Annotated in this window: 12 protein-coding genes; 3 read left to right on the forward strand and 9 right to left on the reverse strand. The window is 74.4% G+C overall.

Translation table 11 applies throughout. The features are described 5' to 3' along the window. The 8 genes from E1258_RS23150 to E1258_RS23185 all read right to left on the reverse strand — a co-directional run. Positions 1-1,135 (reverse strand): DivIVA domain-containing protein (locus E1258_RS23150; RefSeq protein ID WP_132404831.1); only part of this gene is annotated, 1,135 nt, incomplete at its 3' end. Positions 1,136-1,165: 30 nt separating this feature from the next. After that, complete coding sequence (gene rlmN / locus E1258_RS23155) at positions 1,166-2,317, reverse strand: 23S rRNA (adenine(2503)-C(2))-methyltransferase RlmN (protein ID WP_036374742.1); 1,152 nt, start codon at positions 2,315-2,317, stop codon at positions 1,166-1,168. Between the two features lie 104 nt (positions 2,318-2,421). Beyond that, positions 2,422-3,717, reverse strand: a complete 1,296-nt coding sequence (locus E1258_RS23160; RefSeq protein ID WP_132404845.1) for a phosphatidate cytidylyltransferase — start codon at positions 3,715-3,717, stop codon at positions 2,422-2,424. Between the two features lie 402 nt (positions 3,718-4,119). Continuing rightward, entirely contained in the window at positions 4,120-4,677 is a 558-nt protein-coding gene (gene frr / locus E1258_RS23165) for a ribosome recycling factor (RefSeq protein ID WP_007075234.1), read from the reverse strand. 82 nt (positions 4,678-4,759) lie between these two features. Beyond that, positions 4,760-5,527 (reverse strand): UMP kinase, encoded by a 768-nt coding sequence (gene pyrH / locus E1258_RS23170; protein ID WP_132404833.1) that lies wholly within the window; start codon positions 5,525-5,527, stop codon positions 4,760-4,762. A 191-nt stretch (positions 5,528-5,718) separates the two neighbouring features. Beyond that, complete coding sequence (gene tsf, locus E1258_RS23175) at positions 5,719-6,546, reverse strand: translation elongation factor Ts (protein ID WP_132404835.1); 828 nt, start codon at positions 6,544-6,546, stop codon at positions 5,719-5,721. A 150-nt stretch (positions 6,547-6,696) separates the two neighbouring features. After that, positions 6,697-7,536: a 30S ribosomal protein S2 gene (rpsB, locus tag E1258_RS23180; protein ID WP_007075231.1), complete on the reverse strand. Its 840-nt coding sequence runs from the start codon at positions 7,534-7,536 to the stop codon at positions 6,697-6,699. 203 nt (positions 7,537-7,739) lie between these two features. After that, positions 7,740-9,002, reverse strand: a complete 1,263-nt coding sequence (locus tag E1258_RS23185) for a hypothetical protein (protein ID WP_243715633.1) — start codon at positions 9,000-9,002, stop codon at positions 7,740-7,742. A gap of 161 nt (positions 9,003-9,163) precedes the next feature. Between E1258_RS23185 and E1258_RS23190 the strand changes: the two genes are divergently transcribed. From E1258_RS23190 to E1258_RS23200, 3 genes are read left to right on the forward strand one after another with little or no spacing between them, the layout of a single operon-like run. Beyond that, positions 9,164-9,523, forward strand: a complete 360-nt coding sequence (locus E1258_RS23190; RefSeq protein ID WP_132404837.1) for a YraN family protein — start codon at positions 9,164-9,166, stop codon at positions 9,521-9,523. 13 nt (positions 9,524-9,536) lie between these two features. Beyond that, complete coding sequence (locus E1258_RS23195) at positions 9,537-11,057, forward strand: YifB family Mg chelatase-like AAA ATPase (protein ID WP_132404839.1); 1,521 nt, start codon at positions 9,537-9,539, stop codon at positions 11,055-11,057. Next, entirely contained in the window at positions 11,054-12,247 is a 1,194-nt protein-coding gene (locus tag E1258_RS23200; protein WP_132404841.1) for a DNA-processing protein DprA, read from the forward strand. Before E1258_RS23195 ends, E1258_RS23200 begins: the two co-directional genes overlap by 4 nt. A gap of 57 nt (positions 12,248-12,304) precedes the next feature. Here the strand turns inward: E1258_RS23200 and E1258_RS23205 are convergent, their stop codons facing one another. Next, positions 12,305-12,649, reverse strand: a complete 345-nt coding sequence (locus E1258_RS23205; protein WP_132404843.1) for a hypothetical protein — start codon at positions 12,647-12,649, stop codon at positions 12,305-12,307. Between the last annotated feature and the right edge of the window lie 164 nt (positions 12,650-12,813).

A 12,813-nucleotide genomic window follows, 5' to 3' on the forward strand; every position in this document is an offset into this window, starting at 1 on the left:
GGATGTCCTGCACGCCCTTCAGCGCGGCGTCGACCTCGGCCTCGAAGTAGCCGCCCGGCACCAGACCGAAGCGCAGGGTGTCCAGGTCCTTTGGGTTGACCGGCATCGGCCCACGGCCGGACATGCCGTCGAGAATGCCCTCGAAGAGCCGGTCGACCTGGTCCGGGTCGTACCCGCTGCCGAAGCGGCGCACCTGGAAGCTGCGGCGGATCTGGTCCACCCGGTAGAGGTCGCTGCCGGGGGGACCGGCCATCGGCGGGCCGCCCGCCGGGGGGCCACCGATGGGCGGGCCGCCCGCCGGAGGACCGACCGGCGGGCCGGCCATCGGCGGCGGCCCGCCGACCGGCTGCGGCGGCATGGGCGGCGGCCCGGCCGGGCCACGACCGCGCAGCTCACGCAGGTCCCGCTCGGGCATTCGGATCTCGGCGGTCATGTCGGCCCGCCCGTGCCGGCCCGCCTCGAAGCCGTCGAAGCGCTGCTCGTCCGGGCCGTAGCCGCCCGGGCCGGGGGGCAGGCCCCGGGGCGGCGGGCCGCCGTGCCCCATGCCCTGGCCGGGGCCCACCGGGCCACCCGGACCCATCGAGCCGCCCGGGCCACGCGGGGAGTCGTACCCGCCGCGCGGCGCGTCGTACCCGCTGGAGAACCCGCCGGTCGGCTCGTCGTACCGGCCGTAGCGGTCGGCGGGCGGGCCGGCCTGCGCCGGCATCGGCCGGGGCGGCATGGCCTGCGGCATCATCGGCGCGGGGCCCCGGTCGTCGCGCATCGGGAGCGGCCCCCGCTCGTCGCGCATGGGGACGGGGCCGCGCTCGTCGCGCATCGGTGGGCCCATCCGGTCCGGGGGGCCGAGCCGGTCGGCCATCCTGTGGTCGGTGCCACGGCCAGGCGAGCCGCCGCGCTCCTCCAGCTCGGCCAGCTGCCGCTCGACGCGATCGAGGTGCAGGTCAACCTGCCACTCGTCGTAGCCGTTGAAGCGAACCCGGAAGACAACATCGTGGACCTCCTGGGAGGCCACGGGCGCGCCGACGGGCCGGCCGTCGAGCGTCGCCTCGACCCGGTCCAGGAAGGCGTCCACCTCGTCGACCTTGTATCCCCGGCGGAGCGCCTTACGCCGGAAACGCTGACCCTGACTCGCCACTATGTCTCCTGGTCTCTTCGCTACGCCCGGTCACGCCGTCGCCTCCTGCGGCGTCTCGGTGTCCCTGTCCCCGGCGGCGGCGAGCTGCCCGCACGCGCCGTCGATCTCGCGCCCCCGGGTGTCCCGCACCGTCGTCGAGACCCCGGCGGCGCGCAGACGCCGGACGAACTCCCGTTCGACGGGCTTCGGGCTGGCGTCCCATCGGCTGCCCGGGGTCGGGTTGAGCGGGATGAGGTTGACGTGGGTCAACCTGCCAGCCAGTAGCTGACCGAGGAGGTCGGCCCGCCACGGCTGGTCGTTCACGTTCTTGATCATCGCGTATTCGATCGACACCCGACGCCCCGTCCGGGCCGCGTAGTCCCACGCTGCGTCCAGCACCTCGGCTACCTTCCAGCGCTGGTTGACCGGCACGAGTTCGTCGCGCAGCTCATCATCGGGCGCGTGCAGGGACAGCGCAAGGGTCACCGATAGGTCTTCGCTGGCCAGGCGCCGGATCGCCGGGACCAGACCGACCGTGGAGACGGTGATGTGCCGCTGGGACAGGCCGAGCCCCTCGGGGACGGGGGCGACCAGCCGGCGGATCGCCGCGACGACCCGCGAGTAGTTGGCCAACGGCTCGCCCATGCCCATGAACACGACGTGGGACAGCCGGGGCGGTGAGCCGGCGACCGCGCCGGAGGCGGCCACGCCGGCCAGATAGACCGCCTGGTCGACGATCTCGGCCGTGGACAGGTTGCGGGTCAGCCCGGCCTGGCCGGTGGCGCAGAACGGGCAGGCCATGCCGCAGCCCGCCTGGCTGGAGATACAGACGGTGACACGGTCCGGATACCCCATCAGCACGCTCTCCACCAGCGAGCCGTCGTGCAGCCGCCAGAGCGCCTTGCGGGTGGCACCGTCGTCGCAGGCGAGCTCGCGGACCGGGGTGAGCAGGGTGGGCAGCAGCTCCCCGGCGAGCCTGTCCCGGATGGCCGCGGGCAGGTCGGTCATCGACGCGGGGTCGCGGACCAGGCGGCCGAAGTAGTGGGTGGACATCTGCTTCGCGCGGAACGCCGGCTCGCCCAGCTCGGTAACCAGCGCCTGCCGGGCGGGCAGGTCGAGGTCGGCAAGGTGACGGGGCGGCATGGCCGCGCGGCGTGCGGCGGGGGCGTCCGAGGTGACAGGGATCAGCGGAAGGCTCGTCATGACCCGTCCAGTCTCCCACGCCGTTCGCCCGGCGCACCTGGCCGGAGGGGCCGAATCGGACCCGACCGGGCGGCCGGAACGGGCTGACCAGCGTGATTCATGCCTCAGCCCGCCACCGGGGCGAAGACGGCCAGCAACAGGTACGCGGTGGGCACCGCGAACAGGATCGAGTCGAGTCGGTCCATCAGGCCGCCGTGCCCGGGCAGCAGGTTGCTCATGTCCTTCACGCCGAGATCCCGCTTGATCATGGACTCGGCCAGGTCGCCGAGGACCGCCGCGCAGGACACGGCCACCCCGAACAGCGCGCCCCACCAGGGCGCCACGTCGAACAGCAGCCAGATCAGCAGGGCGCTGCCCACCGCCGCCGCGGTGACCGAGCCGGCGAAGCCCTCCCAGGACTTCTTCGGGCTGATCGAGGGGGCCATCGGGTGTTTGCCGAAGTTTGCCCCGGCGGCGTACCCGCCGGTGTCGGAGAGCACCACCGCGACCAGGGTGACCAGCACGCGCAGGTGCCCATCGCCGGGCGCGGCGGCGAGCATCGCCGCGAACCCGCCGAGGAACGGCACGTACACCGCGATCAGGGTGGCGGCCGTCAGGTCGCGTTGGTAGTCGCCCGGCCCGTCGCCCAGCCGCCAGATCATCGTGCCGAGCACGGTGACCAGCAGCCCGAGGCTGAGCGCGTCCGGGCCGGCGAACCAGGCCAGGCCGACCATGAGCACGCCGCCCGTGATCAGCGGGACCAGCGGCGGGTGGGCCCGGCTGCGGCGGACCGCCCGGGCCATCTCCCAGATGCCGACGGCCATGGCGGCGGCGAGCACCAGGAGGAACGCGGGCAGGTAGAAGAAGAGCGGCAGCAGGACGGCCGCGCCGAGGCCGACGCCCACCCCGATCGCCGCCGGCAGGTTGCGTCCGGCGCGGCTGGGCGGGGCCTGCTCGGTGGGCGGTCGCTCCGCGCTCGCCCGCCGCCGGCCGGGCCGGCGGCGACCCCGGGACGGCTCCGGCTCGACGAAGCCCCCGGCGGGCTCCTCGGGCAGGTACGCCGGCCCGGCCGGTGGGTGCCCGGGAAAGGACCCGTCGGGACCGTCGGACGGATGCCGGCCGCCGGGCTGCAGGGGTCCGCCGCGCGGGCCCGCCGCGCCGGCGGGGTCACCGGGGCCGCCGGGCACCGGGCGGGCACCGTACGGGTCGGTGGCGTCCGCGTCGAACGGCTCCGGCCGGCCCGCCGGGCGGCGCGCCCCGGCCCGGCCGCCGGGGGCGACGGGGGCGTACGCGTCGGTGGCGGCGGTGCGGGCCCACTGCCCCGGTTCGAGGTCACGGTCGGGCCAGGGAAGCGCCGCCGGGGCGTCCGGTCGGTCCCAGCTTCGGGACTCCGGGCTGCGGTAGGGGTCGAGGTGGGACATCACGCACCGAGCGGACGCGGTACGGGGTTCACCACATGACGTACGACCAAGACCATCCCCTACGACGACTGTTCCGTCCGGTTGACCGGCCCGACGGCCGGCCGATTCCGCCCGTTCACCGCGTGGTGGCCGGAATCGTGCCGAGCCTACTGCACCGGCCGCCGGGGCAGGGCGGACGATGCCCTCCCCGCCGCTCGGGGCGGACGAGGCTTCGCCTGCCGCCCGGAACTGCGCCGGCCAACGCGACACGGGCGGATGCCCGCCTCCGTTGCGGCGGGGGCGGTCCCGTCGTCCGCCCGGTTGCGACCCGGGACGACGGAAGCACCGGCGTCCGCCGCCCGACGGCGACGGCACACCGGTGCCACGGCAGGTCATGCGCGCCGGCCCGGGGCCGATCGCGGCTCAGACCTCGAGCAGCTCGCTCTCCTTGTGCTTGACCAGTTCGTCGATGGTGGCGACGAACTTCTGGGTCAGGTCGTCGAGGTCCTTCTCGGCGCGGCGGCCCTCGTCCTCGCCGACCTCGCCGTCCTTGACGAGCCGGTCCAGCTCTTCCTTGCCCTTGCGGCGGATGTTGCGCACCGCCACCTTGGCCTCCTCGCCCTTGTGCCGGGCCACCTTGATCATCTCGCGGCGGCGCTCCTCGGTCATCTGCGGCAGCAGGATGCGTAGCTGGTTGCCCTCGTTGTTCGGGTTCACGCTGAGGTCGGAATCGCGGATCGCCCGCTCCATGGCGTTGATCTGCGAGTTGTCGTACGGCTTGATGATGACCATGCGCGGCTCAGGGACCCCGATGGACGCCATCTGCGGCAGCGGGGTGGGAGTGCCGTAGTAGTCGATGATGACCTTGGAGAACATGGCGGCGTTGGCGCGACCGGTGCGGATGGCGCCGAACTCCTCCTTGGCGTGCTCGATGGCGCGCTCCATCTTCTCCTCGGCCTCGAGGAGGGTGTCGTCGATCACCGGTCTCCTCGCCTCCTTCTTGTGCTCGTCGTGGGCTGTGCTGTGGTGTCGGGGGGGCCGGCTTACGCGGCCCGCCGGCCGCTCAGGCGGTGATCAGGGTGCCGATCTTGTCGCCCCCCACCGCACGGATGATCGTGTCGTCGCCCTGCGCGCCGAAGACCAGCATCGGCAGGCCGTTCTCCATGCAGAGGCTGAACGCGGCGGCGTCGGCCACCCGCAGGTTGCGGTGGAGCGCCTCGGAGAAGGTGATCGAGTCGAGCTTGCTGGCGGTCGGGTCGACCCGGGGGTCGGCGGTGTAGACGCCGTCCACACCGTTCTTGCTCATCAGCACCACGTCGGCCCGGATCTCCAGCGCCCGCTGGGCGGCCACCGTGTCCGTGGAGAAGTAGGGCATGCCCGCGCCGGCGCCGAAGATGACCACCCGGCCCTTCTCCAGGTGCCGGATCGCGCGCAGCGGAATGTACGGCTCGGCGACCTGGGCCATCGTGATGGCGCTCTGCACCCGGGTCTCGATGCCCTCCTTCTCCAGGAAGTCCTGGAGAGCGAGGCAGTTCATCACGGTGCCCAGCATGCCCATGTAGTCGGCGCGGGCGCGGTCCATGCCCCGCTTCTGCAGCTCGGCGCCGCGGAAGAAGTTGCCGCCGCCGACCACCACGGAAACCTGTACGCCACGGCGGACCACGGTGGCGATCTGCCGCGCGATGGCCTGGACGACGTCGGGGTCGACGCCGATCGCTCCGCCGCCGAAGACCTCGCCGGAGAGCTTCAGCACCACCCGCCGGGCCCGCCCGGGCGGTGGGGCGGTCGGATCCTCCGCCGCCAGGCTCCGGTCACTCACAACCTGCGTCATCCGCCCCGCCCTTCCCTGGCCGCATCCCACGTGCGCCGGTTACCGCGTACCTGCCGTCGCTGACCCTACGCCGCCCCGTTGGCCGCGCGGGCCAGGCATGCGACGAGGAGGCCGCGGTGCCTGTCACGTACACCAGCGGCCTCCTCGTCAATGTTCCTGCCCACGGGCGCGTCACGCGCCCGACCGGCGGCTCAGGCCTGGCCGACCTCGAACCGCAGGAAGCGGGTCACCTCGATGCCGGCCTCGGCCAGCACCTGCTTCACAGTCTTCTTGTTGTCGGCGACCGACGCCTGCTCGATCAGAACGTAGTCCTTGAAGAAGGCGTTGACCCGGCCCTCGACGATCTTCGGCAGCGCGGCCTCGGGCTTGTTCTCCTCGCGGGCGGTCTGCTCGGCGATGCGCCGCTCGGACTCGACCACGTCGGCTGGCACCTCGTCACGGGTGAGGTACTTCGGCCGCATCGCGGCGATCTGCATGGCGACACCGCGGGCGTCGGCGTCCCCGGCCTCGTCGGTCTTGCCGGCGTACTCCACCAGCACGCCGACCGCCGGCGGCAGGTCCTGGCTCTTGCGGTGCAGGTAGACCGCGACGTTGCCGTCCAGCTTGGCGAAGCGGTTGAGCACCAGCTTCTCGCCGATCTTGGCGGACTGCTCCTGGATCAGGTCGGCGACCGGCTTGCCGTCGATGCTGCTGGCGAGCAGCTCCTCGGCGGAGGTCGCGCCGCTGGTCTCACCGTGCTCGACGAGCTGCTGGGCCAGCGCGATGAAGGCGTCGTTCTTGGCGACGAAGTCGGTCTCGCAGTTGAGCTCCAGCAGCGCCTTGCCCGAGTGGGCGACCAGGCCGTTCGCGGCCGTGCGGCCGGCCCGCTTGCCGACGTCCTTGGCGCCCTTGACGCGCAGGATCTCGATGGCCTTGTCGAAGTCGCCCTCGGCCTCGGTCAGCGCCTTCTTGGAGTCCATCATGCCGGCGCCGGTGAGGTCGCGGAGCTTCTTGACGTCCGCGGCGGTGAAGTTGGACATGACTCTCTCTTCGGTGTTGGGACTCGGTGGGTTGGTCTGGGGCCGGGCGGCCAGTCTGAGCCGGTCACCCGGATCCGGGCCGCGTGTGCCCGGCGTGCCCACCGCGCCCCGCCGCCTGGGAAAACGGACGGCGGGGACGCGGCGGCGCGGTCACTCCGCGGCGGCCGCCGCCGGCTGCTCCGCCGGCTGCTCGTCGGCCTTCTTCGGCTCCTCGAGCAGCTCGCGCTCCCACTCGGCCAGCGGCTCGTCGGCCCCGACCTGGCCCGGCTCCGGCTTCTCGTCGCCGCCCCGACGACGGCCGGAGCGGGCGATCAGGCCGTCGGCGACGGCGGCGGCCACGACCCGGGTCAGCAGCTCGGCCGAACGGATCGCGTCGTCGTTGCCCGGGATCGGGAAGTCGACCTCGTCCGGGTCGCAGTTGGTGTCGAGCACCGCAATCACCGGGATGCCCAGCTTGCGGGCCTCGTCGACGGCGATGTGCTCCTTCTTGGTGTCGACCACCCAGATCGCGGCCGGGAGCTTCTGCATGTCCCGGAGGCCACCCAGGGTGCGGGTGAGCTTGATCTTCTCACGGGAGAGCTGCAAGGTCTCCTTCTTGGTGTAACCGGCGGCGGTGCCGCTCAGGTCACCCAGCGCCTCCAGCTCCTTCATCCGCTGGAGCCGCTTGTACACCGTCTGGAAGTTGGTCAGCATGCCGCCGAGCCAGCGGTGGTTGACGTACGGCTGGCCGACCCGGGTCGCCTGCTCGGCGATGGCCTCCTGAGCCTGCTTCTTGGTGCCGACGAACAGGATGCTGCCACCCTCGGCCACCGTGTTGCGCACGAAGTCGTACGCCTTCTCGATGTAGTCGAGGGTCTGGCGCAGGTCGATGATGTAGATACCGTTGCGCTCGGTGAAGATGAAGCGCTTCATCTTCGGGTTCCAGCGCCGGGTCTGGTGCCCGAAGTGGACACCGCTCTCCAGCAGCTGACGCATGGTCACGACGGCCATGGTGGGGTACTCCTTGTGATCCCTGGTTGCGCCGCCCGGCCGGCGGCCGGGCGTCCTGGCGCCCGGTCGCCGGCCGTGGTGGGCCCGATCGGGATCGGGACCAGGGAGGCCGCCGCCCCACGAGAACGTGAGGAGGGCGCGCGAGGTCGACCGCGTGCGGCGGTCGCCAAGCGCCCAGTGTACGCCCCTGCCCGGCCCGCCGGTCAGCGGGCGGCGAGCGCGGCGGCGAGGAAGAGCACCAGACCCACCGTGAGGTACGCCGTCGGCGGGCGGAGCCAGCCCCGGCTGCCGTCGGCGAGCGCGAGACCCCCCGTGCGCAGCCCGTAGAGCCCGATGCCGAAGATCGGCAGCCCGCCGACCAGGAAGGTGCCCACCACGACGTCGGCCGCCGACAGCGGGTCGCCCAGCACGCCGTGGCGCAGCACCCGCAGGGCGGGCACCTCGAAGATCGCCACCAGCACCGCGATCAGCACGGCGAGCGCCGGGCGGCGGGTCCGGTAGAAGCCGTCGGAGGGCGCCGGGCCGGAGCGGCGCAGCCCGTCCGGGCCGTACGCCGGCTCCGGTCCGGGCGGCGGCAGGTCCGGGCGGGCCGCCACCGGCGGCATCGGCCCGGTCGGCAGGTCCAGCGGGTGCGGCGGTTCGGCCGAGCGACCCGCCTCGGCGGCGCGCGCCGGCTCCGCTGCGGTGGTGGCCCCCAGGCCCCGGTCCGCCGTGCTCCGGTCCGCCGTGCTCCACGCCGCCGTGCTCGGGTCCGCCGGCTCGTCCGGGCGGCCGGGCTCGGCGGGGCGGTTGGGCTCGGCGGGGCGGCCGGGCTCGATGATCGGGTACCCACCGAGCGGCGCGGGGCGGGCCGGCTCGGGCCCGCGCCCCGTCCTGTCGACGCCGAGCGGGTCCACGTCGAGCGCGGCGTCCCGCGGTCCCGCCTCGTGCGGCGCGCCGGACAGCGGTGGGCCCTCGTGCGGTGGACCCTCGTACGGCGGGGCGGAGATCGGCGTGGGGCGCTGCCCGACGGTCAGCGGGAACGCGACGGCACGCTGGGCGGGGGGCAGCGGGAACGCGACGGAGCGCTGGCTCGCCGGCAGCGTCGGGTCGGCGGACAGTCCCGCCTCGGCACCACGCGCCGCCCGGCGTGCCTCCCGCTCAGCGGCGAGTTCGTCCGCCGACACCCCGAACGAGCCCGTGTCGGCCCGGCGGGATCGCGCGGGGCGGTAACTGTCCGTGTCGGAGGCGGGGACCCCGTACGCGTCCACGCCGTGCCGCCCGGTGTCGCCGTACCGGCCGACGGGCGGGTCGGTCAGCTCGTCGTAACGCCGCTCGCCGGTGTCCTCGCGCTGGTCAGGGGCGCGGAACTCGTCCGCTCGATAGCGGCCGTCGCCCGCCGGCCGCCAGTCCGGCTCGTCGTACCCGCGCTCGCCGGGGTACCAACGCGACTCCTGATCTTCGGGAAAGCTCCGTCGTGCGTTCACGACCGGCACCGTATGTGACACGCGCACCCCCGCGCCATCTGGGCGAACGGGTGCCGGCACCCCGTAGCACACCAAGGGCATGATCGTCCGGTTGTCCACAGCGGCCCTCGTCATCCACAGGCGGCCGGCGGACGCGGCCACGGTTCGGCAGGGTGCGACCCATGACGAAGCGGAACCAGGCCGTCGGCGCGTACGGGGAACGATGCGCCCTCCGGCACCTGATCGGAGCCGGGCTGCGCCCGGTCGCCCGGAACTGGCGCTGCCCGTCCGGCGAGATCGACATCATCGCCTGGGACGGCCCCGTGCTGGCCTTCTGCGAGGTGAAGACCCGACGTACGGCCCACTACGGGACGCCGGCCGAGGCGGTCGTGCCGGCGAAGGCGCGGCGGCTGCGGGGCTTGGCGGCCCGCTGGCTCGCCGAAACCGGCACCAGCGCCGGCGAGGTGCGGTTCGACGTCCTCTCCGTCGCCCTGCCCGACGCCGGCGCGGCCCTCGTCGAGCATCTCAAGGGCGCGTTCTGATGGGCGGCCGGGCGTGAGCTACGCGAAGGTGCTCTGCGTCGGCCTGGTCGGGGTGACCGGGCACGTGGTGGAGGTGGAGGCGGACCTCGCCCCGGGGCTGCCCGCCGTGGTGATCTCCGGGCTGCCGGACACCGCCCTGCACGAGGCCCGCGACCGGGTCCGCGCCGCGGTCGTCAACTCCGGCCAGCGCTGGCCCAACCGGCGGATCACCCTCAACCTGCTGCCGGCCACGATGCCGAAGTTCGGCTCGGCCTTCGATCTGGCGATCGCGGTGGCGCTGCTCGGTGGCTCCGGGGAGTTGCCGCTGCTGCCGCTGGAACGGGTGGTGATCCTCGGGGAGCTGGGCCTCGACGGCACCGTCCGGCCGGTGCGCGGGGTGCTGCCCATGGTGGCCGCCGCCGCGCGGGCGGGGCTGCACCGGGTGGTCGTCCCGGTGGACAACGCCGCCGAGGCCGCGGTCATCCCGGGCGTCCGGGTCCGCGCCGTCGACACGCTGCACCGGATGGTCGGATTCGTCCGGGACGGCACACCGCTGATCGAACCGCCCGGGGCCGCCCCGGCAATCGGGCCGGACGGGCCGGACCTGGCGGAGGTCGCCGGGCAGGCGCTGGGCCGGCGGGCCCTGGAGGTGGCCGCCGCAGGCGGGCACCACCTGGCGCTGTTCGGGCCGCCCGGCGCGGGCAAGACCATGCTCGCCGAGCGCCTACCGTCGATCCTCCCCGAACTGGACGACGACGCGGCGCTGGAGGTCACCGCACTGCACTCGGTGGCCGGGCTGCTGCCGGCGGGCGGCCGGCTGCTACGCCGCCCGCCGTTCCAGGCCCCGCACCACACCGCCACGGCGGCCTCACTGGTCGGTGGCGGGTCCGGGCTGGCCCGCCCCGGCGCCGTGTCGCTCGCCCACCGCGGGGTGCTGTTCCTCGACGAGGCGCCGGAGTTCGGCAAGAGGGCCCTGGAGGCGCTACGCCAGCCGCTGGAGCACGGCCGGGTGCAACTTGCCCGCAGCCGGGGCGGCACCGAGTACCCGGCCCGGACACAGCTCGTGCTCGCCGCCAATCCGTGTCCCTGCGCGAAGCCCGCCGGCGACGCGTACTGCGAGTGCGCGCCGCAGGCCCGCCGGCGCTACCTCGGCCGGCTCTCCGGCCCGCTGCTGGACCGCATCGACGTCCAGGTCACCCTCCCGCCGCTGCGGGCGGCGGAGCTGATGGAGACGGATGCGAGCGGCGAGTCGTCGGCCACGGTCGCGGCCCGGGTGGCCGCCGCGCGCCGGGCCGCGACCGACCGCTGGGCGGGCAGCGGCTGGCGGGTCAACGCGGAGGTGCCCGGGCCCCGGCTGCGCCAACCGCCGTGGCGGCTCCCCGAACGGGACACCCGGGAGCTGCGCGGACGGCTCGACTCCGGCTCGCTGTCGGCGCGCGGCTTCGACCGGGTCGTGCGGATGGCGTGGACGATCGCCGACCTCGACGGGCGGGAGCGCCCGCACGCCGACGACGTCCGCGAGGCACTCCAACTCAGGATGGGAGACGGGGCGTGAGCAGCGACCAGGACCGGCTGGCCCGGGTGGCGTTGACCTGGCTCGCCGAGCCCGGCACCCGGTCGGTGCATCGGCTGGTCGACGATCTCGGCGCAAACGGCGCACTGGACCTGCTGCTCGGCGGCGGGGCACCGGAGAATCGGCTGCGCGACGCCGTGGCCGCCCGCTCCCGGGAAGGGGACGCCCGGGCCGTGGCGGCCGACGCCCTGGCCCGCACGGAACGACTGGGTGCCCGGCTCGTCACCCCCGCCGACGGGGAGTGGCCCGCCACCGTCGAGCACCTGCGCCGGCTGGTCCTGCCCGGCGCCACCCGGCGGGTGGACGTCGAGACGGCACCCCCGCTCTGCTTCTGGGTCCGCGGCGCGTGGCCGCTCGGGGAGGCGCTGGAGCGGGCTGTCTCGGTGGTCGGCGCGCGGGCGGCCACCCCGTACGGGACGCACGTCGCCACCGAACTGGGCTACGGGTTGGCCGACCGGGACTGGACGGTGGTTTCCGGGGGCGCGTTCGGCATCGACGCGGCGGTGCATCGGGGCGCGCTCAACGCCGGTGGGCTGACGGTGGCGGTGCTCGCGTGCGGGATCGACCGGCCGTACCCGATGGGCAACGCCGCGCTGTTCGACCGCATCGCCGAGACCGGTTTGCTGGTCAGCGAGTGGATGCCCGGGGCGGAGCCGTTCCGCCCCCGGTTCCTCGTCCGCAATCGGGTGATCGCGGCGGCGACCCGGGGCACGGTGCTGGTAGAGGCGTCGGCGCGCAGCGGCGCGACGCAGACCGTGAACCGGGCCCTCGCAGCCGGCCGGCGTGCCATGGTGGTGCCAGGGCCGGTCACCTCCGCCATGTCTGTCGGTGCCCACGAGCTGCTGCGCGAGCAGCCGTCCGTTCGGCTGGTCACCGGCGTGGCGCACGTGCTGGAGGAGGTCGGGCGGATCGGCGCCGATCTCGCCCCGCCCGCGCGTGCCCCGCAGCGTCCCCGGGACCTGCTCGACGACGAGGCGACACAGGTGCTGGAGTCGATGCCCCGTCGAGGGTCCGTCGGTGTCGACCGGCTGGCCGCCCGCGCCGGCGTGGACGTCCGGACCGCGCTGCGCAAGCTCTCCCTGCTGGAGGAGCTGGGCTTGGTGCGCCGCCGCGACGACGGATACGCGCTGGTCACCGGCCCCGCCCGAGGTGCAGCGGCCGGGCCGTCGTGACCGGGCGGTTACGGCGGGACCGGGGAGTCCCGCGACCCGGGCTGCCGCCGGTCGGGGTCAGTCGCCCTCGAAGCGGAGTGCCGCGTCGTGGTCGCGTAGGCAGCGCCGGGCCAGGGCCACCAGCCGGCGCACCTGCTCCGCCTCCGCCGGGCTCACCGTCAACTCGCCGAGCCAGCGCAGCTCGGCAAGCAACCCGGGCACCTGCTCGACCGCCACCACCAACTCGCCGCCCGGGTCGAGGCGGTCCAGCAGCGGGGTACGCCCACCGCCACGCACCCGCTGAAGCAGGCCCACCAACACGTCGTGCGGGTCGGCAACCACCTGGACGGTGGCGTACGACGACGAGCGACGCGGGCCGGAGCCCGAGTGCAGCAGCCGATAGAGGACGACGTCCAGACCCATGCTCGGTCCCGTCCTTTCTGGGCCGTCCGTCCCGGCGGCCGAACGGCGATCCGAGGCGGGGCTGGGTGCGGCCTGGTGGCAACGCTGGCACCGGCGACGTGACAGACCCAGTCTCCACCCGCCGCCCGCCACCCGGCCAGCACCGGATCACACCGCCCTGCCCG

It is taken from the genome of Micromonospora sp. KC207, from assembly GCF_004348615.1.
Lineage (GTDB): Bacteria > Actinomycetota > Actinomycetes > Mycobacteriales > Micromonosporaceae > Micromonospora.